This window comes from Mycobacterium bohemicum DSM 44277, assembly GCF_001053185.1.
In the GTDB taxonomy this organism is placed as follows: domain Bacteria; phylum Actinomycetota; class Actinomycetes; order Mycobacteriales; family Mycobacteriaceae; genus Mycobacterium; species Mycobacterium bohemicum.
Map to the genome: position 1 here is coordinate 2,182,057 of NZ_CSTD01000001.1, position 22,869 is coordinate 2,204,925.

The 22,869-nt window shown below is 68.5% G+C and carries 21 protein-coding genes and 1 pseudogene; 12 read left to right on the forward strand and 10 right to left on the reverse strand.

The window, feature by feature from the left end; all coding sequences use genetic code 11:
* The first annotated feature begins 244 nt into the window (after positions 1–244).
* The 7 genes from BN971_RS09845 (at position 245) to BN971_RS09875 (ending at position 5,708) form a co-directional block, all read left to right on the forward strand.
* On the forward strand, positions 245–1,288 hold the full coding sequence (locus BN971_RS09845) for a sulfate ABC transporter substrate-binding protein (RefSeq protein ID WP_085182954.1): 1,044 nt from the start codon (positions 245–247) through the stop codon (positions 1,286–1,288).
* On the forward strand, positions 1,285–2,148 hold the full coding sequence (cysT, locus tag BN971_RS09850) for a sulfate ABC transporter permease subunit CysT (RefSeq protein WP_085182953.1): 864 nt from the start codon (positions 1,285–1,287) through the stop codon (positions 2,146–2,148). Before BN971_RS09845 ends, cysT begins: the two co-directional genes overlap by 4 nt.
* A complete protein-coding gene (cysW, locus tag BN971_RS09855) occupies positions 2,145–2,957 on the forward strand; it encodes a sulfate ABC transporter permease subunit CysW (RefSeq protein ID WP_085182952.1) in 813 nt (270 codons plus the stop codon). The genes cysT and cysW overlap by 4 nt, the downstream gene beginning before the upstream one ends.
* 23 nt (positions 2,958–2,980) lie before the next feature.
* The gene (locus BN971_RS09860) at positions 2,981–4,060 is read left to right on the forward strand and encodes a sulfate/molybdate ABC transporter ATP-binding protein (protein WP_085182951.1); all 1,080 of its coding nucleotides are present in this window, start codon (positions 2,981–2,983) and stop codon (positions 4,058–4,060) included.
* A 66-nt stretch (positions 4,061–4,126) separates the two neighbouring features.
* Positions 4,127–4,561 carry a nuclear transport factor 2 family protein gene (locus BN971_RS09865; RefSeq protein ID WP_085182950.1) on the forward strand — a complete coding sequence of 145 codons (435 nt, stop codon included), beginning with the start codon at positions 4,127–4,129 and terminating at the stop codon, positions 4,559–4,561.
* Positions 4,562–4,599: 38 nt separating this feature from the next.
* Positions 4,600–5,136: a TetR/AcrR family transcriptional regulator gene (locus BN971_RS09870; protein WP_249262711.1), complete on the forward strand. Its 537-nt coding sequence runs from the start codon at positions 4,600–4,602 to the stop codon at positions 5,134–5,136.
* 239 nt (positions 5,137–5,375) lie between these two features.
* Positions 5,376–5,708, forward strand: coding sequence for a DUF4189 domain-containing protein (locus BN971_RS09875; protein ID WP_245837057.1), 333 nt, complete (start codon positions 5,376–5,378; stop codon positions 5,706–5,708).
* Positions 5,709–5,783: 75 nt separating this feature from the next.
* On the opposite strand, the gene BN971_RS09880 is transcribed toward BN971_RS09875, so the two are convergent.
* The 4 genes from BN971_RS09880 to BN971_RS26620 all read right to left on the reverse strand — a co-directional run bounded on the left by BN971_RS09880 (position 5,784) and on the right by BN971_RS26620 (position 9,110).
* The gene (locus BN971_RS09880; RefSeq protein WP_245837055.1) at positions 5,784–6,512 is read right to left on the reverse strand and encodes a sirohydrochlorin chelatase; all 729 of its coding nucleotides are present in this window, start codon (positions 6,510–6,512) and stop codon (positions 5,784–5,786) included.
* On the reverse strand, positions 6,491–7,234 hold the full coding sequence (locus BN971_RS09885; RefSeq protein WP_085182948.1) for a phosphoadenylyl-sulfate reductase: 744 nt from the start codon (positions 7,232–7,234) through the stop codon (positions 6,491–6,493). Before BN971_RS09885 ends, BN971_RS09880 begins: the two co-directional genes overlap by 22 nt.
* Positions 7,231–8,898 (reverse strand): nitrite/sulfite reductase, encoded by a 1,668-nt coding sequence (locus BN971_RS09890; protein ID WP_085182947.1) that lies wholly within the window; start codon positions 8,896–8,898, stop codon positions 7,231–7,233. Before BN971_RS09890 ends, BN971_RS09885 begins: the two co-directional genes overlap by 4 nt.
* A gap of 110 nt (positions 8,899–9,008) precedes the next feature.
* Complete coding sequence (locus BN971_RS26620) at positions 9,009–9,110, reverse strand: Ms4527A family Cys-rich leader peptide (RefSeq protein WP_372512105.1); 102 nt, start codon at positions 9,108–9,110, stop codon at positions 9,009–9,011.
* Between the two features lie 141 nt (positions 9,111–9,251).
* On the opposite strand from BN971_RS26620, the gene hemW reads away from it, so the two are divergent.
* Positions 9,252–10,427 (forward strand): radical SAM family heme chaperone HemW, encoded by a 1,176-nt coding sequence (gene hemW, locus BN971_RS09895; RefSeq protein ID WP_085182946.1) that lies wholly within the window; start codon positions 9,252–9,254, stop codon positions 10,425–10,427.
* Positions 10,428–10,474: 47 nt separating this feature from the next.
* Here hemW and BN971_RS09900 read toward each other — a convergent pair whose 3' ends face one another.
* Complete coding sequence (locus tag BN971_RS09900) at positions 10,475–11,713, reverse strand: sodium-dependent bicarbonate transport family permease (protein WP_085182945.1); 1,239 nt, start codon at positions 11,711–11,713, stop codon at positions 10,475–10,477.
* 201 nt (positions 11,714–11,914) lie between these two features.
* Positions 11,915–13,153: a sodium-dependent bicarbonate transport family permease gene (locus BN971_RS09905; protein ID WP_085182944.1), complete on the reverse strand. Its 1,239-nt coding sequence runs from the start codon at positions 13,151–13,153 to the stop codon at positions 11,915–11,917.
* 343 nt (positions 13,154–13,496) lie between these two features.
* Between BN971_RS09905 and BN971_RS09910 the strand changes: the two genes are divergently transcribed.
* Both BN971_RS09910 and BN971_RS09915 read left to right on the forward strand, forming a co-directional pair.
* Entirely contained in the window at positions 13,497–14,837 is a 1,341-nt protein-coding gene (locus BN971_RS09910) for a salicylate synthase (protein ID WP_085182943.1), read from the forward strand.
* 173 nt (positions 14,838–15,010) lie between these two features.
* Positions 15,011–16,015, forward strand: coding sequence for an acyl-ACP desaturase (locus BN971_RS09915; RefSeq protein WP_085182942.1), 1,005 nt, complete (start codon positions 15,011–15,013; stop codon positions 16,013–16,015).
* Between the two features lie 3 nt (positions 16,016–16,018).
* Here BN971_RS09915 and BN971_RS24600 read toward each other — a convergent pair.
* The 3 genes and pseudogenes from BN971_RS24600 to BN971_RS09925 form a co-directional block, all read right to left on the reverse strand.
* Positions 16,019–16,192, reverse strand: a pseudogene (locus BN971_RS24600) (MerR family transcriptional regulator); the annotation flags it as partial.
* 41 nt (positions 16,193–16,233) lie between these two features.
* Positions 16,234–17,328 (reverse strand): NADH:flavin oxidoreductase, encoded by a 1,095-nt coding sequence (locus tag BN971_RS09920; protein ID WP_085182941.1) that lies wholly within the window; start codon positions 17,326–17,328, stop codon positions 16,234–16,236.
* A 96-nt stretch (positions 17,329–17,424) separates the two neighbouring features.
* A complete protein-coding gene (locus tag BN971_RS09925) occupies positions 17,425–18,618 on the reverse strand; it encodes a cytochrome P450 (protein ID WP_085183254.1) in 1,194 nt (397 codons plus the stop codon).
* A gap of 211 nt (positions 18,619–18,829) precedes the next feature.
* Here BN971_RS09925 and BN971_RS09930 point away from each other — a divergent pair, with 211 nt between their 5' ends.
* Positions 18,830–20,263 carry an FAD-dependent oxidoreductase gene (locus BN971_RS09930; protein ID WP_085182940.1) on the forward strand — a complete coding sequence of 478 codons (1,434 nt, stop codon included), beginning with the start codon at positions 18,830–18,832 and terminating at the stop codon, positions 20,261–20,263.
* Here the strand turns inward: BN971_RS09930 and BN971_RS09935 are convergent.
* Complete coding sequence (locus BN971_RS09935) at positions 20,238–21,902, reverse strand: (2,3-dihydroxybenzoyl)adenylate synthase (protein WP_085182939.1); 1,665 nt, start codon at positions 21,900–21,902, stop codon at positions 20,238–20,240. The two genes, BN971_RS09930 and BN971_RS09935, sit on opposite strands and share 26 nt — an antisense overlap.
* 93 nt (positions 21,903–21,995) lie before the next feature.
* Between BN971_RS09935 and BN971_RS09940 the strand changes: the two genes are divergently transcribed.
* Positions 21,996–22,869 (forward strand): phosphopantetheine-binding protein (locus BN971_RS09940; RefSeq protein ID WP_249262712.1); only part of this gene is annotated, 874 nt, incomplete at its 3' end.

Genomic DNA, 22,869 nt, shown 5'->3' on the forward strand with positions numbered 1-22,869 from the left:
GCGGGAGGTGCCCCCAGCGCCCGGCTGCGCCGCGCTTGCGATCGCCGCGGGCCGTCGACTCCTGTTACGCTTCGCCCCATGCGCGTGGCATCCGGGTACCTGGATTGCGGTGTCGTCGTGCACTGTTGTCGCTGACTTCCGAACCCGTGCGCGGTCTGGTAGCGAGTCGGTCGATTCTCGTCACGTTCTCAGTGCCCTTCCGCAGCAACGGGACCGACGTCCGTCCCGCACTGGAAGGCCCCTCATGCACAACGACATCGCCGGCGCACCGCGGCGATCCGTCCGGTACGCCGGCGCCCTGGCGTTGGTCACCGGTGTCGTCGCCGCCTGCCAGGGCGGGCCCAGCGACGTCGTCGGCGGCGGCGGACCGGCCAACGCGCGCACCAGCATCACGCTCGTCGCCTACTCGGTCCCAGAACCGGGCTGGAGCAAGATCATTCCTGCTTTCAACGCGTCCGACGAAGGCAAGAGCGTGCAGGTGATCACCTCCTATGGCGCCTCCGGCGACCAGTCGCGCGGCGTCGTCGACGGCAAGCCCGCCGACGTCGTGAACTTTTCCGTCGAGCCCGACATCACCCGACTGGTCAAGGCCGGGAAGGTGTCGAAAGACTGGAACACCGACGCCACCAAGGGAATCCCGTTCGGGTCCGTGGTGACCTTCGTGGTGCGCAAGGGCAACCCGAAGAACATCAAGGACTGGGACGACCTGCTGCGGCCCGGCGTCGAGGTCATCACGCCGAGCCCCCTGAGTTCCGGCTCGGCGAAATGGAACCTGCTCGCCCCGTACGCGGTCAAGAGCCAGGGCGGCAGCAACGGCCAGGCCGGGGTGGACTTCATCGGGAAGCTGGTGCGCGAGCACGTCAAGCTGCGGCCCGGTTCGGGACGGGAGGCCACCGACGTTTTCGTCCAGGGCAGCGGGGACGTCCTGATCAGTTACGAGAACGAGGCCATCGCCACCGAACGCGCCGGCAAGCCGGTCCAACACGTCAACCCGCCGGAGACCTTCAAGATCGAGAACCCGGTGGCCGTGGTGACCACCAGCCCGCACCTGCAGGCCGCCGTCGCATTCAAGAACTTCCAGTACACCGCCGCGGCGCAAAACGTCTGGGCGCAGGCCGGTTTCCGGCCGGTCGATCCGGCCGTGGCCGCCGACTTCCGCGGCCAGTTCCCGGCGCCGGTGAAGCTGTGGACGATCGCCGACCTGGGCGGCTGGGCGACCGTGGACCCGCAGCTCTTCGACAAGAGCACAGGCAGCATCACCAAGATCTACACGCAGGCCACCGGATGACCACCGCAATAACCCCCGACCCCCAAGCGGTCCGGCCCGAGCTCCGGCGGGCCGCCCCGCCTCGGCGCGGGCGGCCCACCACGTCACTTCGGCTCGGTGCGGCGACGCTGTGGCTTTCGGTGATCGTGCTGCTGCCCCTGGCCGCCATCGCCTGGCAGGCCGCGGGCGGCGGCTGGCACGCCTTCTGGCTGGCGGTCACCTCGAACGCCGCGATCGAGTCGTTCCGGGTGACGCTGACCATCTCCGCCGGCGTCACGATCGTCAACGTCGGTTTCGGTCTGGTCGTCGCGTGGGTGTTGGTGCGCGACGACTTCGTCGGGAAACGAATCGTCGACGCCATCATCGACCTGCCGTTCGCGTTGCCCACCATCGTCGCCAGCCTGGTGATGCTGGCGCTCTACGGCAACAACAGTCCGGTGGGCCTTCATCTGCAGCACACGGCATGGGGCGTGGCCGTCGCACTGGCCTTCGTCACGCTCCCGTTCGTGGTGCGCGCGGTCCAACCGGTGCTGCTCGAAATCGACCGGGAAGTCGAGGAAGCGGCGGCGTCACTGGGCGCCAGCGCGTCCAAGGTCTTCACCTCCGTCGTTCTGCCGTCGCTGTTGCCCTCGTTGCTGTCCGGTGCGGGGCTCGCGTTTTCGCGAGCCATCGGCGAGTTCGGCTCGGTGGTGCTGATCGGCGGTGCGGTGCCGGGCAAGACCGAGGTGTCGTCGCAGTGGATAAGGACCCTGATCGAAAACGACGACCGCACGGGTGCCGCCGCGATCTCCGTTGTACTGCTGGCGATTTCGTTCGTGGTGCTGTTCGTCCTGCGAATCGTCGGAGGACGGGCCGCCAAGCGTCAGGAGCTGGCCGCATGACGTCGTCGCCACGCGTTCGCTACCTGCTCCGCATCGTCGCGCTCGGCTACGTGTTCGTGTTGCTCGTGGTTCCCGTGACGCTGATCCTATGGCGGGCCCTGCGACCAGGGCTGGGCCAGTTCGTCGATTGGATCAGCACGCCGGCGGCCATATCGGCGCTGAACCTCACGTTGCTGGTCGTCGCGATCGTGGTGCCGCTCAACGTCATCTTCGGCATCCCGACCGCGCTGGTGTTGGCGCGCAACCGGTTCCGGGGCAAGGGCGTCCTGCAGGCGATCATCGACCTGCCGTTCGCGGTGTCTCCCGTGATCGTGGGCGTGGCGTTGATCCTGCTGTGGGGGTCGGCCGGTGCGTTGGGGTTCGTCGAAAAGGACTTCGGCCTCAAGATCATCTTCGGGCTGCCCGGCATCGTGCTGGCGAGCATCTTCGTGACCCTGCCGTTCGTGGTCCGCGAGGTCGAGCCGGTGCTGCACGAACTGGGTATGGACCAGGAGGAGGCGGCGGCGACGCTGGGTTCCGGCTGGTGGCAGACGTTTTGGCGGATCACGCTGCCGTCCATCCGTTGGGGGCTGACCTACGGCATCGTGCTCACCATCGCGCGCACCCTGGGTGAATTCGGTGCGGTGATCATGGTGTCGTCCAACCTGCCCGGGAAGTCGCAGACGCTGACACTGCTCGTCGCCGACCGCTACAACCGCGGGGCCGAATACGGCGCCTACGCCCTATCCACGCTGCTGATGGGTGTCGCCGTGCTGGTCCTGATCTTCCAAGTGGCTCTGGACGCCCGCCGCGCCCGAGCGGCCCGATAGCCCCCCGACAAGGAGAATCCCGCATGACCGACAACGGAACCGGGCCCGCCGACCCCGCGATCGTGGTGCGAGACGCCTACAAGCACTATGGCGATTTCGTGGCGCTCGATCACGTGGATTTCGTGGTGCCGACGGGTTCGCTCACCGCGCTGCTGGGGCCGAGCGGGTCGGGCAAGTCGACGTTGTTGCGGGCGATCGCCGGTTTGGACCAGCCGGACAGCGGCACGGTCACCATCAACGGTGAGGACGTCACGCGGGTGCCGCCCCAGCGGCGCGGCATCGGGTTCGTGTTCCAGCATTACGCGGCCTTCAAGCATCTGACCGTCCGCGACAATGTGGCGTACGGCTTGAAGATCCGCAAGCGCCCCAAGGCCGAGATCAAGGCCAAGGTGGACGACCTGCTCGAGGTGGTGGGGCTGAGCGGGTTTCAGACCCGGTACCCCAATCAGCTTTCCGGTGGCCAGCGCCAGCGCATGGCGCTGGCGCGCGCGCTTGCGGTGGATCCGCAGGTCTTATTGCTCGACGAGCCCTTTGGCGCCCTGGACGCCAAAGTGCGTGAGGATTTGCGGGCGTGGCTGCGCCGCCTGCACGACGAGGTTCACGTCACCACCGTGCTGGTCACCCACGATCAGGCCGAGGCGCTGGACGTGGCCGACCGGATCGCGGTGCTCAACAAGGGCCGCATCGAGCAGGTCGGTTCGCCGGCAGAGGTTTACGATTCCCCGACCAACGCGTTCGTGATGTCGTTTCTCGGTGCGGTGTCCTCGCTGAACGGCGCCTTGGTGCGCCCGCACGACATCCGGGTCGGCCGCAACCCGGACATGGCGATCGCCGGCGGTGATGGCACCGCGGAGTCCATCGGGGTGGTGCGCGCCACGGTCGATCGCGTGGTGGCCCTAGGCTTTGAGGTGCGGGTGGAATTGACCAGCGCGGCAACCAAAGGCGCGTTCACCGCGCAGATCACCCGCGGCGACGCGGAGGCGCTGGCCCTTCGTGAGGGGGACACCGTCTACGTGCGGGCCACCCGGGTGCCACCGATCAGCGCCGCGCTCACCGGATCCGGCGGCGCCGCCGCCGACCAGACAACGCTTACCCCGGCCTGAGGAAAATCGCTTCGTTGTCGCGATTCAACTTGCCATCTTTCCTTACAAACTAGTAAGTTAGAAATCATGATGTCGATATCCGGCGCCGCGATCGCCGAACCCGCCGCGGTACGAGAATTCTGTCAACGCTGGGCGCAGGCGTGGAACGACCATGACGGCGACGCCGTCGCCGCGTTGTGCGCCGAGGATCTGGTGTACGACGAGCCGGCGCTCGGCGACACGGTTCACGGCCGCGACGCGATCCGGGACTTCGTGGTGAACATGGACGCGGACTTCCCCGACCATCGATTCTTCCTGGAAGGTCTCTACGCCGACGTGGCCCGCCCCGCGGTGCTGGTCGCCTGGAGGTTCAGTGGCACGCACGCGGCGACCGGTCGGAGGCTCGAATTTCACGGCGACGACCGCCTGGAGTTGGGCGAGGACGGGCTGATCGGCGCCTATCGCTGCCTGTACGACAACGACCTGGTGCTGCGCCAGCTGGGGAAAAAGCGTCCACGGTGACCGCCGGTGCTTCGGCGCGTGAGCGGAAGCCGGCGTCGGTGCGGCGGGCCGAAATTGTGCAGGCGGCGACGATCGAGTTCGCCGAAACCGGGCTGGCCGGAACGCGATTGGAAGCCATCGCCGCTCGCGCCGACATCTCGCACCCGCGCATCGTGCAAATGTTCGGCTCCAAGCAGGCGCTCTTTCTTGCGGTCGTCGACGCGGCCTTCGATCGCATCGAGGCAGCGTTCACCGCGGCGGCCGCCCGCTTGGGCGGCGACGACGGCGCCACACCGCTCGTCGGCCTCGGCGACGCCTATCGGCGCCTCCTGCAACGCGACCGGACCGTCGCGCTGATGATGCTGCAGAGTTACGCCGCCGCGGGAGACGATGCCGTGCGCGAGGCGGTCGCCCGCCGTCACCTCGCACTGCAACGCGCGGTCGTCGACCTGACTGACGCCGACGAGCTGGGGGTGCGCACGTTCTTCGCCACCGGCCTGTTGGTCACGATTTCCACCGCGCTGGCGCTGCCCGGCAAGCGGACCGACGCCGCGTGGGGCGCATGGCTCTTGCAGAATGCCGCCCGCAGTCGATAGTGATTGTGCAGCAAGGGTTTTCGTCGCTACTCGGAGAAGCTGCTCGGGATGGCGACAATCTTTTGCAAGCCCCGCGGGCCAACGTGGTGCAATTGCCCGCAGCCCAGCCCCCCTTCCGGGGCTAGACTCGTTGGGGTGAGGCTGGTGCCGTGTTCAAAGGCCGTCGCGTTCCCGGTGATCGCTGCTGCCTGTGCCGTCGCACTGGCAGGACCCGCGCAAGCCGACGGCAGCTACATCGTATGGCGGGATCCGACGCCACCCACACCTTCGAAACCACCGTGGGCGGCGGCCTCGCCAGCCTGAGCCGCGTCGAGGCGTCTGCGGTGAACCGTTGCGCCGCGCGCCCCGGCGCCACCGACTGCCGGGTCCTTGCCGAGGGGCAGGGTGGCTGTGTGGCCCTCTCCGATGATGGCCCGAAGCTGCTCGGCGCGTGGGGAGCCACCCGCGAGGATGCCATTGCCGCAGTGGTGGCCAAGGTGGGGATGACGGGGGCATCCGCGGACAACGCTTACTGTGTCGGCGACCCGCAGCTGGTTCCTCCTCCCGGGAGTTCGTTTTGGACCACTCAATAGTGGCGCGAGACCGCCCGGTGCGACGATCCTCACGGACCCTCGGTGCCGCGGTGACGACAACAAGTGGTGAGCCGCTCAGGCCGCGACGCGCTGAACCGCCACTTCATCAAAGCGGCTGAGCACCGTCTCGGCGACGAGCCGGTGTGCGCCCAACGGGGCGGCCATCTCGATGCCCGCGGAGTCCGCGAAGCGGCGCACGCGGTCCGGCAGCAGTCCCGGCGCCAGAAACCACGGCGCAACCACGACGCGTCGTGCGCCTCGGCGCCGCAAATTCTCGACGGCCTCGGCCAGCGACGGTTCGGGACGGGTGGCGAACGCGGTCGTCGCGGCGGCCCATCGGGTCCCCGACAGCAGCTTCGCCGCCACGCGTGCGGTGCGGGCATTCGCCGCGGCGTCCGACGAGCCGATCGCCGCCACGAGCACGCCGAGCGAATCGTCGGCGCGCGAAACGCCGAGTTGCGTCACGCGCTGTCGCAGCACGGCCACCAGCCGGTCGCTTTCGCCGAGCACCGGCGCCTGCCGGACGTATCGGCAGGCGCCTGCGACGGCGATCTGGCGGGGGATGTCGATGCGCGCGTGGTAGGCGTTCGCCAGCAGCAACGGGGTTACTACGGCCGTTCGGACCTCAGACAGCACGTCGCCCAATCCGGGAGTGTTCAACTCGCAGAAGGCCAATCGAACGTCCAGCCCGGGTCGCATTCGCGCGACCCGACCCGCGACCGCACGCGCGTTGGCCGCCGATCGCGGGTCCGCGCTTCCGTGCGCGGTCAGCACCAGCGTGGTCACGACGCGTGCAAGCCGCATTCCGTTTTCGCCAGCCCCTGCCAGCGTCCGCTGCGCGGATCGGCGCCGTCGACGGGCTTGGCCGTGCAGGGGGCGCAGCCGATCGACGGATAGCCTTCGTAGACAAGCGGATTGACCAGCACATCGTTCTCTTCGATGTAGGCCTGCATGTCCTCGTCGGTCCATGAGGCAAGCGGATTGACCTTCACCAACTTGTAGCCCTCGTCGAAGCTGATCGCAGGCGCGTTGGCGCGGGTCGGCGCGTCGGCGCGGCGTAGCCCGGTCACCCAGGCCGAGTAGCCGCGCAGCGCCTTGCCCAGCGGGGCAACCTTGCGCAACCGGCAGCACTCGCCCGGGTTACGCGCGAAGAGGTCCTTACCCATGAGCCGGTCCTGCTCGGCCACCGAATGCTCGGGTGTGATGTTGACCACTCTGATGTCGTAGACGGATTCGACCGCGTCCCGCGTGCCGATGGTTTCCACGAAGTGGTAACCGGTGTCCAGGAACATGACGGGCACCCCTGGGCGCACCTTGGCGGCCAAGTCGATCAGCACGGCCTCCTGCATGCTGGACGCCACCACGTAGTTACACGTCGCCCAGCCGCGCGGCCCGTTGAATCCGCCGAAGTTCTCGTCGGTCCAGCGCAGCAGGTCGGACGCGCCGGCGCCCTCCAGCTCCGCCGCGCCGCGGGCGGCGAGTTCGCGCAGTTCGGCCTCCGTCGGCCTGGTTGCATGGTCAGTCATCGCAAGTCGTCCTCCCCGGCCCGAAGAGCCCACTGCGCGAAGCGTTCGCCCTCGCTGCGGTGTTTGATGAAGTTGCGGACCAGCCGCTCGATGTAGACACCCAGCTCCTCGCTGGTCACCTTGTGCTGGCGCAGTTTTCGGCCGAAGCCGCTGTCCAGCCCCAGGCTGCCGCCAAGATGTACCTGGAAACCCTCGACCGAGCCACCGTGGCCGTCGTCGACCATCTGACCCTTGAAACCGATGTCCGCGATCTGAATTCGTGCGCAGGAGTTGGGACACCCGTTGATATTGACTGTGATCGGCACGTCGAGCTCGGAGTTGATGTCGGCGAGCTGGCGTTCCAGCTCGGGAACCAGGCTCTGCGCCCTGACCCGGGTCTCGGCGAACGACAACTTGCAGTACTCAATCCCGCTGCACGCCATGAGGTTACGCCGCCAACGTGACGGCTTGGTGTGCAGGCCCACGGCTTCCAGCCCGGCGACCACGTCCTCGAGCTTCTCATCGGGGACGTCGAGGATGACCAGCTTCTGGTAGGGGGTGAAGCGGATCCGGTCGGAACCGGCCCGCTGGGCCAGCTCGGCCACCGCCGAGAGGATGGTGCCGGACACCCGCCCGGCGATTGGCGCGGCGCCCACCGCATTGAGGCCGTTCTTCAACCGCTGCACCCCGACATGGTCGATCGGGTGCTTGACGGGCTCCGGTGCCGGCCCATCGATCAGCGGGCGCTTGAGGTACTCCCGTTCGACCACCTCGCGGAACTTCTCGACGCCCCAGTCCTTGAGCAGGAACTTCAGGCGCGCCTTGGACCGCAGCCGCCGGTAGCCGTAGTCGCGGAAGACCGAGGTGACCGCCGCCCACACCTCGGGCACCTCGTCCAGCGGAACCCAGGCGCCCAGGCGCTGGGCCAGCATCGGGTTGGTCGACAGACCACCGCCCACCCACAGGTCCAGGCCCGGACCGTGGTCGGGATGATTGACGCCGATGAAGGCGATGTCGTTGACCTCGTGCACCACATCCTGCAAACCGGAGATGGCGGTCTTGTATTTCCGGGGCAGGTCGGCGAAGTCGGGCTTGCCGATGTAGCGGCGCACGATCTCGTCGATTGCCCAGGTGGGGTCCAGCACCTCGTCGAGCGACTCTCCGGCCAGCGGGGAGCCGAGGATCACGCGCGGGCAGTCGCCACACGCCTCGGTGGTCTGCAATCCCACCGCGTCGAGCCGCCGCCAGATCTCGGGGACGTTCTCCACCTCGATCCAGTGGTACTGCAGGTTCTCGCGGTCGGAGATGTCGGCGGTGTCACGGGCGAACTCCGTGGAGATCTGCCCCAGGGCGTGCAGCGCGGCGGCCGACATCGCGCCGCCGTCGCAACGGACCCGCATCATGAAGTACTTGGCTTCCAGCAGATCGGCGTTCTCGTCGCCGGTGAACGAGCCGTCGTAACCTTGTTCGCGCTGGGTATAGAGGCCCCACCAGCGGAACCGGCCACGCAGGTCAGACTTGTCAATACTGTCGAATCCGTCTCTGGCGTAAACCTTTTCGATTCTTTCCCGCACGTCGAGGGGGGCGCCGGCCTGCTTCATCTCTTCGTTGGCGTTGAGCGGCTCGCGATCCCCCAATGCCCATTGGCCCTCGCTTCGGGACTTTGCGGGACGTGCTGTGGTCATTCCCGGATTTCTCTTTCGTCAAGGGCGGCAGGAAGCGCAATTCACCGATAACTTTTTCGGCGGCGCAGATCCGGCGCCAGCTGGAAATGAAGGTCGGCGGGTCTACGGGATCAAGGCAGACAGCAACAGCTGCAGACGCGCTTGAGATCGATGTGTCGCCGCGCCACGAGGGCGATACGCAGACTGCGGTTGGAGGCGATCACGTCGCCCATTGTGCCATGGATAGCCGGCGGCCGTGCCACCAGGTCAAAGTTCTCCTCATGACGATCAAAACCGGGCGGCGAGCCTGGCGGAATGTGTGGACGAACCGGGCCAACGCCCTGAGAGCCTGCTCGACCGTGCGATGATTTGGCATGACCCTCCGCGAGGCCACCCCGGTTGAGCTGCCGGCCCTCGATCCCACCCCCGACCAGCCGTTCGGCCTGTACCTGCACGTCCCGTTCTGCATCACGCGCTGCGGCTACTGCGACTTCAACACCTACACCCCCGCTGAGCTGGGCGGGGTCAACCCGGATGCCTGGATGCAGGCGCTGGCGAAGGAGTTGGAGCTGGCCGCCGCTCGGCTGCCGGCCCCGACCCTGAGCACCGTTTTCGTGGGCGGGGGAACGCCCTCGCTGCTGGGCGGCAGGCGGATGGTCACGCTGCTCGAGATGGTGCGCGACCACTTCGTGTTGGCGCCGGACGCCGAGGTCACCACCGAGGCAAACCCCGAGTCGGCCTGGCCGGACTTCTTCGACGCGACGCGCGCGGCCGGATACACGCGAGTCTCGCTCGGCATGCAATCGGTGTCACCGCGGGTGCTGGGCGTCCTCGACCGCATCCACACCCCCAACCGGTCCGCGGACTGCGCCCGCGAGGCGCTGGTGGCGGGCTTCGAGCACGTCAGCCTCGACCTGATCTACGGAACGCCGGGCGAGTCCGACGACGACCTGCTGCGCTCGGTGGACACGGCGGTGGAGACGGGGGTCGACCACGTCTCGGCCTACGCCCTGGTCGTGGAGGAGGGGACCGCGCTGGCGCGCCGGGTCCGGCGCGGCGAGCTGGCCGCTCCCGACGACGACGTGCTCGCCCACCGCTACGAGCTGGTCGACGCCCGACTGTCCGAGGCGGGGATGACCTGGTACGAAGTGTCCAACTGGTCGCGCCCCGGTGGCGAGTGCCGGCACAACCTGGGCTACTGGAACGGCGGTCAATGGTGGGGCGCCGGGCCCGGGGCGCACGGCTACGTCGGGGTGACGCGGTGGTGGAATGTCAAGCACCCCAACGCCTATGCCGAGTCGCTGGCGGCCGACGCGCTGCCGGTGCAAGGTTTCGAGGGGCTCGACCCGGCCGCCCGGCACACCGAAGAGGTGCTGCTGAAAATCAGGCTGCGCCAAGGGCTTCCGGTCAACGTGCTGGATGCCGCCGAACGCGAGCGGGCACGGACCGCGATCGCCGACGGCTTACTCGCTTCGGATGGCGACAGGTTGGTGCTCACCCCGCGCGGCCGGTTGCTGGCCGACGCGGTGGTGCGCACGCTGCTGGGTTAGCCGCGTCCGCGACCCGTGGAACCGGATGCCTTCGGGTGACCGACCCGTCAGACGCCGGGGAACCAGTGCGAGACCACCCGGTTGAACTCGATGAAGATCGGGATCCCGACGGTGACCATCATCGAGAAGGTCAGGCCCAGCGCAGCGGCCAGCGGCAGGGTCGGGCTTGCTTCGGGGATGCCCAGACGCTGCACGGCCGGCACGGTGATGTAGGACGCGGACCCGCACAGCACGGCGAACAAGACGTAGGTGCCCGACTGCAAGTGTGTGTCTGTGAGGTCGGCAAAGAAGTAGGCGGCCAAAATCCCTACGGCCCCGAACAAGATTGGCGCCAGCAAGCCGAAGAGGATGAACCCCGCGCCCGCGGACCTCACGTCCCGCAATTTGCGCGAGGCGGTCATGCCCATTTCCAGCAGAAACAGGCAAAGCACACCCTGGAACGCCGAGACGAACAGCTCGTTCTGGTCGTGAACGACCTTCTGTCCCTGCACGGCGCCGATGAAACCCACGGCGATGCCGCCGACGAGGAGGACCAGGCCCGGATTGAGGAACACCTCCTGCAGGATCTCGCGGGAAAGGATGGATGCCCGCTTTCCCTGCTGGCGGCGCGGCCGCGGGCCGGGCTCCCAGTCGGGGCGCTCCAGTTTCTCCAGGGATAGCTCGGTCTCCTCCTCGATCCCGCGTTCGTGTTCGTCGTCGAGGCTTTCCGACCCGGCCCGGCGGGCCGCCGCGCCCGGACCGACTCTCGCCGGGGCCGTGTAGCCGGGCTCGTCCGGCATGAATCCCGCCTCGTCCATCCCGTTGCGCCGCAGGCGCGCGACCAGGTACAGCGCCACCAGGCAACCGGGGATTTGCATGAAGGCCAGGCCGACCGGCATCCACGCGTCGAAAGCGATCTTGACGCTCGCCAGCAACGCCACACAGGTGGCAAAAGTGCCCGCCGAGTCAGACCCGTAGTAACCGGCGATCGTGGCTCCATCGATTCGCCGCAGCGGGGTGAGGTACCTCAGAAAGACATAGGTGAGCGCGCCGAAAACAAAATTGAGGACGATGCCGAGAACGACGAACTCTGCGATGTTGTCGATGTCGGCAGGCTTGATCTTGGCGAGCTCCTCACCGCCCTGCCAACCGATCGACACCAGCAGGTACATGGTCAACCCCTGATAGATCACGTAGGGGAACTCGAACCGCACCTTGAGGATCGGGATCAGAAATCCGAAGTAGAAGAACAGCAGCAGCGGCTTGAACAGATTGTGGGTGAAATTCTGCAGGAACTCGTGAATCATCGGCGTTTCTCGGCCATTCCGTCCGGTGGCGGCGCAGGAGTGATTGACACGCGGGGTGCGCGAACATCACCAAACCTTGAGGATCCGGCGGCCGCCGTCAACGCTTTTACCAACACTTAACAACGACGATTGCCCGCGACATGACGCCGCGGGCAACGCCGAACCGGTCGGGAAATCGACCGGCCCAGTGCCGGGGACCGGCTAGAACCAGTGCGCCACCAGGCGGTTGATCTCGATGTAGAGCGGGATTCCGATGGTGACGTTGTAGGAGAACGTCAAGCCGAGCGAGGCGGCCAGCGGCAGCGTGGGGCTCGCCTCGGGAATGGCCAGCCGCTGAACCGCCGGCACCGCGATGTAGGACGCCGCACCACACAGGACCGCGAACAACACGTAGGTTCCCGGCTTGAAATCGGAGTGGGTGATCGAGGCGTACATGTGGGCGACGATGATCCCCAGGGGCGCGAAGAGGTTGGGTGCCAGCAGGCCGAAGAAGATGAATCCCGGCCCGGCGGTCCGCAGGTCCTTCAACTTGCGCGAGGCCGTCATGCCCATCTCGAGCAGGAACAGGCACAGCACGCCCTGGAACGCCAGCACGAAGAATCTGTCGTCGTCGGCGACCACCTTCTGCCCCTGCAGGCCGCTGACCAGGCCGATGATGATGCCGCCGATGAGCAGCACCAGCCCGGGGTTGAGGAAAACCTCCTGCAGCAGCTCGCGGGAGAAGAGCGGAGGTCGCTTGCCCTTCGCTTGGGCCAGGCCGGGACCCGGCTCCCAGTCCGGATGCTCGAGCTTTTCCATCGACATCTCGAGCTCTTGTTCGACGCCACGCTCGGTCTCGTTGGACTCCAGGCTCTGGCCACGTTGTGGCTTCGCCGCCGTGCCCGGCCCGACGCCGGCCTTGACCGGTGCGATGTACCCGGGCTCGTCGGCCATGTTGCCCGCGGCGTCCATCCCGCGGTGCCGCAGCCGGGCGACCAGGTACAGCGCCACGAGGCATCCGGGGATCTCCATGACGGCCAGCATCACCGGCATGTAGGCGTTGAACGCGATGTTGGTCGCGGCGAGGACGGCCACGCAGGTGGCGAAGGTTCCCGCCGAGTCCGACCCGTAGTACCCGGCGACGGTCGCACGATCGACTCGCCGCAGCGACGTGAGCCCGCTCATCAGCAGGTAGGCGATACCGCCGATGATGAAGTTCAGGACGAAGCCCAAGACCATGAAACCGACGATGGACCCGACGCTGGAGGCGCCGATCTTGGCGAGTTCCTCACCCCCGTGCCAGCCGATCGCCAGCAGCAGGTACATGGTCAGGCCCTGGTAGATGACGTACGGGAACTCGAAGCGCACCTTCAGGATCGGGATGAGGAACCCGAAGTAGAAGAACAGCAGCAGCGGTTTGAAGAGGTTGTGGGTGAAGTTGTGCCAGAACTCTTGCAGCATGTGGTGCCTCCCTTTTGACCCCGGTGATCAGGGGAAGCACCGTCCGCGAGCGGGGCTACCACGAACCTCCCGATGATCGTGGAGAAACCTAACGCCGCCGTCCGTGGGCCGCCACTCGGAAAACGCGCGCAAACCCGGTAATCCGGCGGGCGGCCGCCGCGGCGGACTCGTTTCACGAAAGCCGTGGTCAAAGCGCCGCAGGTCGCGCCGCCTCCGCGCCGGAGATTGAGAGGCACTGTGACTTGTCTGTGAATCCACTGGGTGTATGCGACCCGCTGTGTGGCGTTCCCCACCGGAGGGAAGGTTGACCGCAATTAGATAGGTTAGGCTACATTTACTAACCGTGACCGAACTCAGGGTGGAGACCAGTTCCGCGTCACCGTCGGTCCCGCTCCCGGCCGGTATCCCCCCGGCCGACCTCGCGGCCGAGCTCGCCGCCGCGCTGTCCGAGCGGGTCGGGGACCAGTATTTGCTCTACGAGCACGGAGGCCATTGGGTGCTGGCCACCGGCGTGCGGGCGATGGTCGAGCTGGACAGCGACGAGTTGCGCGTGACCCGCGACGGCGTCACCCGGCGCCAACGGTGGTCCGGCCGGCCGGGGCCGGTATTGGGCGATGCCGTCGACCGCCTGCTGCTCGAAGCCGAGCAGGTGTTCGGATGGGTCGCGTTCGAATTCGGTCTCTACCGTTACGGGCTGAAGAACAGGTTGGCGCCGCGCACCCCGCTGGCGCGCGTGTTCTGGCCGCGGACCCGCATCGTGGTGACCCGCGAGGCGGTGCGGCTGATCGACGCCCCCCGCGGCCACCACGAAGCGCTGCTCGCGTTGCTCGACGGCCTGCGTCCCGCGCCCGAGGCCACCGGGATCGACGTAGTTGCCGACCCGTCCGGCTACCGCGATCGGGTGGCGTCGGCCGTCCGCGAGATCGGCGCCGGCGACTATCACAAGGTGATCTTGTCCCGCTGCGTACGCGTGCCGTTCGAGCTCGACTTCCCGTCCACGTACCGGGTGGGCCGCCGGTACAACACCCCGGTGCGTTCGTTTCTGCTGCGGCTGGGCGGGATTCGCGCCGTCGGTTACAGCCCCGAGTTGGTGGTCGCCGTGCGTCCGGACGGTACCGTGGTGACCCAGCCGCTGGCGGGCACCCGCGCGCTGGGTCGCGGCGCCGCCAGTGATCGCCGGGCCCGCGACGAACTGCTTTCCGACTCGAAAGAGATTGTCGAGCACGCCATTTCGGTGCGCAGCTCGCTGCAGGAGATCACCGAGATCGCGGCACCGGGCAGCGCGGCCGTCACCGACTTCATGACGGTTCGGGAGCGGGGGAGCGTGCAGCACCTCGGCTCGACGGTCACCGCCCGACTGGCCGCGTCGAGCGACCGGATGGACGCGCTGGAGGCGCTTTTCCCTGCCGTCACCGCGTCCGGCATCCCGAAAGCGGCGGGCATCGAGGCCATCCTGCGCCTCGACGAGGCGCCCCGCGGCCTGTACTCCGGTGCGGTCGCGATGTTCTCCGCGGACGGCGGGCTGGACGCGGCGCTGACGTTGCGCGCGGCCTACGAGTGCGACGGCAGGACGTGGCTGCGGGCCGGCGCCGGCATCATCGCGGGGTCGCAACCGGAGCGGGAATTCGAGGAGACCTGCGAGAAGCTCTCCACCCTGGCGCCGTACCTGATCGCGCGGGGATAACCGCGAGCCCGTCAAGACGCCCCTTCTCCGGGTGATGGCCGCCGTGGGACTTTCGGCCCTATTTCGGTGACTCGCCCGCGTGTCATCTTGATGTAACCGTATGACACAGATAGATTGCCTGTTACTAACAGGAACAATAACTGGGAGGCGTCGTGTCGACAGCGACCAAGGATATGACCAGCATGCAGCTACTGCATGAACTGGAGCCGGTGGCCGAGCAACTGCTCAACCGCCACCTCTCGATGTTCAAGGAGTGGAACCCACACGACTACGTTCCGTGGTCGGACGGAAAGAACTTCTACGCGCTCGACGGCCAGGACTGGGACCCCGACCAGAGCCGGCTCCCGGATGTGGTGCAGGTCGCGATGGTGCAGAACCTGCTGACCGAGGACAACCTGCCGTCGTATCACCGCGAGATCGCGATGAACTTCAGCATGGACGGTGCCTGGGGTCAGTGGGTGAACCGGTGGACCGCCGAGGAGGCCCGGCACAGCACGGCCTTGCGGGACTATCTGGTGGTCACCCGCGCCGTCGATCCCGTCGAGCTGGAGAAGTTTCGTCTCGAGCAAATGACGAGGGGCTTCAGCCCTGGTCAGAACCAGCAGGGCGACATGTTTGCTGAGAGCATCTTCGACTCGGTCATGTACGTCTCGTTCCAGGAGCTGGCCACCCGCGTCTCGCATCGCAACACCGGCAAGCTGAGCAACGACAGCATCGCCGAACAGCTGATGGCCAGGGTCTCGCACGACGAGAACCTGCACATGATTTTCTACCGGGACGTCAGCGCCGCCGGTTTGGACATCGCGCCCAACCAGGCCATGAAGTCGGTGCACAGGATCCTGCGCAACTTCAAGATGCCCGGCTTCACCGTGCCGGAGTTCCGCCGGAAGGCCGTGATCATCGCCGTCGGCGGCGTCTATGACCCCCGGATCCACCTCGACGAGGTGGTGATGCCGGTGCTGCGGAAGTGGCGCATCTTCGAACGCGAGGACTTCACCGGCGAGGCCGCCTGGATGCGCGACGACCTGGCCGTGCTGATCAAGGAGCTCGAGGAGGCGTGCGACAAGTTCGAGGAGTCCAAGCAGCGCTACCTCGAGCGCGAGGCTCGCCGAACCGAGAAGATCACCGCCCGCAAGGTGCTCAAAACCGAAGGGACGCTGACCCTCAGCGGGCGCTGAGGCTCACGTGACCTGCCGCAGCCGCGCCTGGGGTTCAGCCGACTGTTCGAGATAGTCGGCGAGGATGTGGCCGACCAGCGACTCGATGTTGGATTCGATCGACGCCGCGAGCGTGGCCGTGACCGTCGCCACTGCCTGAGTCCTGAACCGCACGAGCATGGTGATCAGTTCGGCGATTACGCCGGCGCGGCGTGCCCGCCGCGTCCCGGTGGGCGATGTCAGGCGAGTGCGGCCAGCGCGGTCGCCGGGTCGTAACCGCTGAATCCGCTCAGATCGCCGCTGCGCAGTCGATTCACCCAGGCCGGGTCGGCGAGCAAAGCGCGCCCGATCGCCGCGATGTCGAATTCCCCCGCCTCGAACTGCTCGACCAGGCGGTCGACGGGTGCGGGTTGAATCACCTGGCCACGCTTCTCGCTGCGGAACTGCGTCTCCAGTCCGACGGATCCGACCGCGATGACCGGCAACCCGGTGACCTTCTTGCTCCACCCGGCCAGGCTCAACTCGCGGTCGTGGTCAGGGAAGGCGGGCACGTAGTGCCGACGCGTCGAGGGATGGAGCATGTCGACTCCCGCTTCTGTCAAGGCTCCGAGAATTTCCTGCAGCTGAGTCGGTTCGTCGGCGATCGACGCCGAGTAGTCGGTGCCCTTCCACTGCGAGAAGCGGAAGATGACGGGATAGTCCGGGCCGACGGCGGCGCGCACGGCCGCGACGACCTCGGCCGGGAACCGGGTCCGCGCGGCCAGTGATCCGCCGTAGCCGTCGGTGCGCAGATTGGTTCGCTCCCAAAGGAATTGGTCCAACAGGTAGCCGTGGGCGCCGTGCAGTTCGATGGCGTCGAAGCCGATGTCGCGCGCCGTCGCCGCGCTGCGTGCGTACAGCTCCGCGACCCGGGGCAGTTCGTCGGGCCCGAGCGCTCTGCCTTTCGGGACTCCGAGCCCGTCGACGCCCGATGGGCTGACCGGCACCACGCCGTCGGAATCGTCGCGCTGGGCACCCTGGTGCCACAGCTGCGCGGCGATCGTGGCCCCCTCGCCGTGGACGGCGTCGAGGACACGCGCCCACCCCGCGAGGACATCGTCACCGGCGAGGGTCGGGATGGCGTAGGGGTATCCCGCGGCCGGGTCGGGCAGCCGGATTCCCTCGGTGATGATCAGCCCGACGCCGCCCGCGGCGCGACGCCGGTAGTACTCGGCGACGTCGGGGCCGGGAACTCCGTCGGGGGAGGCCTGCCGGGTCATCGGCGCCATGGCGAACCGGTTCGGCACGGTCAGCGAGCGGACGGTCAGCGGGCGGAAGAGGTCGTCGATTGCCACGCACGGCTCCAACGCGCCGCTTCTCTCCCCTATTCCGGCCGGCGGGATTGCGGTCCCGCCGGGGTGAGCGGCTACGCCGCGTCCAAGCCGGCCCGGCTACGCCGCGACGAGCCGCAGCGGCAACCGCTCATGGCGCCGAATGATGTTGTTGAGTGCCCATTTTGGGCTCCCGGTGATCTCCAGGCGGTCGACGCGGGCGATCAGGGCCCGCAGGAATGCGCCCGTTTCCAGGCGCGCGAGTCCCTGGCCGGCGCACGCGTGCGCGCCCTGGCCGAAGCCGAGGTGGCGACCCGCGTCCCTGCCGATGTCGAAGGCCTCGGGACTTTCCCATTCGCTTTCGTCCCGGTTCGCCGAGGAGTAGACGACCAGTACCTGGGAGCCCTTCGGCAGGGTGATGCCGGCGATCTCGGTTTCCGCCGCGACGCGCCGGCCGAAGGCGCGCAGCGGGGACTCGTACCGCACGATTTCGTTGATGGCGTTGGAAATCCGCTCGGGGTCGGCCTTGAGCAGCTCCCATTGGTCGGGGTGGGTGGCGAAGAGGTAGAGCGCGTTGCTGATCGCGCCGATGGTGGTGTCCAGCGCGGGCCCGAGGTAGTCGACCATGAGCTTCGGGCATTCTTTCGCGGCGAGCGCTCCCTCGTCGGCGGCGGCCAAGAGTTCGTCGGCCATGCTCCCGGGGATCACGTCGCGGCGCCGTACGACCTGGCGGGCGAAGCGGAGCATGTGCAGGCCGCGCGGCGCCGCGTGGACGGTCCGGCCGTTGAGCGGCCCCAGCACGTCGAATGTCGCACCGGCCCAATGCAATAGGTGCTCACGCCGATCGGCGGGCCAACCCACCAGGTCGGGGACCACGCCCAGCGGAAGCGCGGCGGCCAGTTGCGCACCGTCGACCTCACCGCGCCGGAGCGCCGCGTCGACGACTTCCCCGGCCAGGCGCTCGACTCGGTCGCTGATCGCATGCAGCGCGCGTGGGAGCATCCGGTGGGCGACGAGTCTGCGGCGCCGCTCGTGCTCGGCTCCGTCGCTGGCCAGGGTGGTTCCCCGGGACAGCCGGTTGCTGATCGGATTGAGCGCCACGCCGCCCGTGGACGTGAACGCGCCGTCGTCGCGCAGGACGGCTTTGCACTCGCGGTATCGCGGTAGCGCGTACACCCGGTGATGTGACAGCCACACCACCGGTCCCAGTTCCCGAAGGCGCCGGTAGTGCGGGTAGGGATCGATGATCGCTTCGGTGGTGTAGACGCTCGAGCCGTAGGTCGGTGCGCCGTGGCCGCGACGCGGGTGAACCAAATCGACTCCTTTGTGCGTGCCGGGTGCGCCGAGGAACACTAACTGACGAAATCGTCACACACGAGTGTTCACTCAGTCAAGCCGCCCCCGGGCCGCGCCCGGCGCGGAGTAACGGTTCGGGCACGTTTCGGTTATCGCGCGCCGCGTCGCGCGGAACGGCCGGTTTCACGGTCGACAATCCCAGGCATGACCCAATCGGCGGGGCCGTCCGTTGGCGCGTGAAATCTCACGGCAGACGTTCCTTCGGGGCGCCGCCGGGGCCCTGGCCGCCGGCGCGGTGTTCGGCCCCGCCCGGGCCGCCGCCGTACCCAACACCCCCGGATGGGGCGCCCTGTCCACCGCCATCACCGGTCCGGTGATCCTGCCGGACAACGGCCAATTCGCCGCGGCCAAGCAGGTTTTCAACACCCTTTACAACGGGTCCACGCCGGCGGCGGTGGTCGCGCCGAAATCGGCGGCAGAGGTGCAGAAGGCGATGGCCTTCGCCTCCGCCAACAACCTCAAGGTCGCGCCGCGCAGCGGCGGGCACTCCTACGTGGGGGCGTCCACGGCGAACGGCACCATGGTGCTCGATCTGCGCCAGCTGCCCGGGGACATCAAGTACGACGCGGCGACCGGTCAGGTCACGGTGACGCCGGCGACCGGTTTGTACCCGCTGCACCAGGCGCTGGCCGCGGCCGGCCGCGGGATTCCGACCGGGATCTGTCCGACGGTCGGCGCCGCCGGCCACGCCCTGGGCGGCGGGTTGGGTGCCCACTCGCGGCAGGCCGGCCTGATGTGCGACCAGTTGACGTCGGCGACGGTGGTGCTGCCCGGCGGCCAGGCGGTCACCGCGTCGTCGGCCAACAACCCCGACCTGTTCTGGGCGCTGCGCGGCGGCGGGGGCGGCAACTTCGGCGTCACGACCTCGCTGACGTTCGCGACGTTCCCTACAGCAGACGTCGACGTGGTGAACCTCAACTTCCCGCCGCAGTCGTTCGCGCAGGTCCTCGTCGGTTGGCAGAACTGGCTGCGCACCGCCGACCGCAACAGCTGGGCGCTGGCCGATGCCACGGTCGATCCGATGGGGACGCACTGCCGCATCCTGGCGACATGCCCGGCCGGGTCGGGCGGCAAGGCGGCCGCGGCCATCATCTCCGCGGTCGGCACCCAGCCGACCGGAACCGAGAACCACACCTTCAACTACATGGACCTGGTCCGGTATCTGGCCGGGAACCTCAATCCCACGCCGCTCGGATATGTCGGCGGCTCAGACGTTTTCGCGACCATCACGCCGGCGGCCGCCCAGGGCATCGCGTCGGCGGTCGACGCCTTTCCGCGCGGCGCCGGCCGCATGCTGACGATCATGCACGCGCTGGACGGGGCGCTGGCGACCGTGGCGCCCGGGGCAACGGCCTTCCCGTGGCGGCGCCACGCCGCCCTGGTGCAGTGGTACACTGAACCGTCGGGGCCCCCGTCGGCGGCAACGGCCTGGCTCAGCACGGCACACCAAGCGGTGCAACCGTATTCGGTCGGCGGCTACGTGAACTACATCGAGGCCAACCAGCCGCCGTCGCGGTACTTCGGCGCCAACCTGTCCCAACTGAGCGCCGCGCGCCAGAAGTACGACCCGGGCCGGGTCATGTTCTCCGGGCTGAGTTACTAGCGGAGACCGCGCCGGCGATCGCCCTCTTGTCGACCTTGCCGATCGGGGTGACCGGCAGGGCGGGCAGGACGACCAGCATGTCGGGACGGGTGTGTGCGGCCACGCCCCGACCGTCGAGATAGTCGTTCAGCTGATCGAGGCTGAGCGGCTCGCCCCGGAAAACGACCGCGGCGCAGATCTTTTCGCCGAGATACCGATCGGGCAGCGCGACCGCGGCCGCCGATGCGATCGCCGGGTGGCTGGCCAGCTGTTCCTCGAGGTCGGCCGCGGAGATGGTTTCCCCACCGCGGCAGATCACGTCTTTGACGCGGCCGGTGACCACCAGGTAGCCGTCGGCGCGGCGGCGGACGAGGTCGCCGCTGCGGTAGAAGCCGTCCGGGTCGAAGCAGCGCTCGTTGTCCGGCCCGGCGCGAAAGTAGCCGTTGATGGTGTAGGGCCCGCGCACCAGCAGTTCGCCCTCTTCGCCCGGAGCCACCGGGTCGCCGGCGGCGTCGACGATGCGCAACTCGTCGCCCGCGCACAGGGGCCGGCCCTGGGTGTGGTCCACGGTTTCCGGCGGATCGTCGAGCCGGGTGAAGTTCAGCAGGCCCTCGGCCATCCCGAACACCTGCTGCACGCCCGGGGTCAACGCGGCGCGCAATAGCCGGGCGTCCTGGGGCTCCAGCCGCGCCCCGCCGACTTGCAAGAGCCGCAACGACTTTGGTGTCACCGGCTCCCATTCGCAGGCGTGCGCCCACAGCGTGGCCAGCGCCGGCACCAGGGCGGTGACCGTGACGCCGTGGCGCGCGACGGCGGCGAAGGCGGCCTCGGGGCTGGGGTCGCGGCCGAACACGGTGGTCGCGCCCACCGTCATCGCGCCGAGCAGCCCCGGACAGGCGAGCGGGAAGTTGTGACCGGCGGGCAGGATCGCCAGGTACACGTCATCGCCGCTCAGCCCGCACACCTCGGCGCTGGCCTTCGCGTTGAACACGTAGTCGTCTTGGGTGCGGGGGATCAGCTTCGGGGTGCCGGTGGTGCCGCCGGAAACCAGCAGCAGCGCGGGCGATCCCGGGTCGGCCGCGGGGGCCGGTCCTTGGCCCGGGGCCCGGGCGCACAGCTGCGCCCACGAGGTGAACGCGCCGGGGTCGCCGTCGACGATGACGTGCCGGAGCGACGGGTGCTGCGCGAGCAGGTCGCGGGCCATCGCCGGGTAGTCGAAGCCGCTCGATGCGTCCGGGATCAGCAGGGCGGCCGCCCCGCTGACCGCGGCGAAGTGCCCCAGCTCCGCGGAGCGGTGGCCCGGGAGGCACAGCACCGGGATCGCCCCGGCCCGCAACAGCCCGAACAGTGCCACGGCGAACCCGCAGCCGTTCGGCAACTGCAGCAGCACGCGGTCGCCCGGCTCGATGCCGAGATCGCGGAGTCCGGCCGCCGCGCGGTCGGCGCGTGCGTCGAGTTCGGCGTAGCTCAATCCGCGATCCGCGAGGGCGTCGATCACCGCGGTTCGCCGGGGCCAGGACTGGGCGGCGTCGCCCAGGATCGAGTCCAGCATCCGTCCGGACCAGTAGCCCGCCGCCCGGTAGGCGGCGGCCCGGTCGGCGGGGAACGGAACGAAGCCCTCCATCCCGTGCCGTGGTGGCCGGGGCGGGTTGGGCGACATCGGGTTCCTTTGCCGGGGTGTGGTAGCGGGGAGGCGGGGATCGAGGATAGGGTAACCCAAGTTAGGGAAGCCTGTGCTAATCCAAGGAGGGTCGTGGTGCATGCCCCGGCGTGCGCGGAGGATATCCGCGCCGAGGTGGCCGAGCTGCTGGGCGTCGACGCCGACGCCGTCGACCCGGCGGGCAACCTGATCGGCCAGGGCCTGGACTCCATCCGCATGATGACGCTGGCCGGTCGCTGGCGGCGACGGGGGCTCGCCATCGATTTCGCCACGCTGGCCGCCGCGCCGACGATCGAGGCCTGGGCCGAGATGGTGGCCGGCGGCGAGCCGGTCGCGGGCGCCGACGCCCCGGTGATCGATGACGCCTCGTCCGGCGATGACGAGCCCTTCCCCCTCGCCCCGATGCAGCACGCGATGTGGGTCGGCCGCCAGGACCATCAGCGCTGCGGCGGCGTGGCCGGGCACCTCTACGTCGAATTCGACGGCGCCTCAATCGATCCCGACCGCCTGCGGACGGCGGCCACGGCGCTGGCGAGTCGGCACCCCATGCTGCGCGTCGAGTTCCTGCCCGACGGCACGCAGCGGATCCCCACGCCGGACGAGTGCGGCGAGTTCGGCGTCAGCGTGCTCGACCTGCGCGAGCACCCGGAGGTCGAAGGGCAACTCGCCGCCATCCGCGACGCCAAGTCGCACCAGCAGCTCGACGGGACGGTGTTCGAGCTGGCGGTGACGCTGCTGCCCGGCGAACGCTCCCGCCTGCACGTCGACCTGGACATGCAGGCCGCCGACGCGATGAGCTACCGCACGCTGATGGCGGATCTGGCCGCGCTCTACCGCGGCCGGGACCTGCCGCGCTTGGGTTACAGCTACCCGGCATACCGCCGGGCCGTCGAGGCCGGGGAGCGCCGGGGACAGCCGGCCCGCGACGCGGACCGGGAGTGGTGGGCGAAGCGCCTCCCCGAGCTGC

Coding starts and splice junctions, on each gene's coding strand:
- BN971_RS09845 (WP_085182954.1), top strand. CDS start 245: ATGCACAACGACATCGCCGGCGCACCGCGGCGATCCGTCCGGTACGCC.
- cysT (WP_085182953.1), top strand. CDS start 1,285: ATGACCACCGCAATAACCCCCGACCCCCAAGCGGTCCGGCCCGAGCTC.
- cysW (WP_085182952.1), top strand. CDS start 2,145: ATGACGTCGTCGCCACGCGTTCGCTACCTGCTCCGCATCGTCGCGCTC.
- BN971_RS09860 (WP_085182951.1), top strand. CDS start 2,981: ATGACCGACAACGGAACCGGGCCCGCCGACCCCGCGATCGTGGTGCGA.
- BN971_RS09865 (WP_085182950.1), top strand. CDS start 4,127: ATGATGTCGATATCCGGCGCCGCGATCGCCGAACCCGCCGCGGTACGA.
- BN971_RS09875 (WP_245837057.1), top strand. CDS start 5,376: ATGGCGGGATCCGACGCCACCCACACCTTCGAAACCACCGTGGGCGGC.
- BN971_RS09880 (WP_245837055.1), bottom strand. CDS start 6,512: ATGCGGCTTGCACGCGTCGTGACCACGCTGGTGCTGACCGCGCACGGA.
- BN971_RS09885 (WP_085182948.1), bottom strand. CDS start 7,234: ATGACTGACCATGCAACCAGGCCGACGGAGGCCGAACTGCGCGAACTC.
- BN971_RS09890 (WP_085182947.1), bottom strand. CDS start 8,898: ATGACCACAGCACGTCCCGCAAAGTCCCGAAGCGAGGGCCAATGGGCA.
- BN971_RS26620 (WP_372512105.1), bottom strand. CDS start 9,110: ATGGGCGACGTGATCGCCTCCAACCGCAGTCTGCGTATCGCCCTCGTG.
- hemW (WP_085182946.1), top strand. CDS start 9,252: ATGACCCTCCGCGAGGCCACCCCGGTTGAGCTGCCGGCCCTCGATCCC.
- BN971_RS09900 (WP_085182945.1), bottom strand. CDS start 11,713: ATGATTCACGAGTTCCTGCAGAATTTCACCCACAATCTGTTCAAGCCG.
- BN971_RS09905 (WP_085182944.1), bottom strand. CDS start 13,153: ATGCTGCAAGAGTTCTGGCACAACTTCACCCACAACCTCTTCAAACCG.
- BN971_RS09915 (WP_085182942.1), top strand. CDS start 15,011: ATGACCAGCATGCAGCTACTGCATGAACTGGAGCCGGTGGCCGAGCAA.
- BN971_RS09935 (WP_085182939.1), bottom strand. CDS start 21,902: ATGTCGCCCAACCCGCCCCGGCCACCACGGCACGGGATGGAGGGCTTC.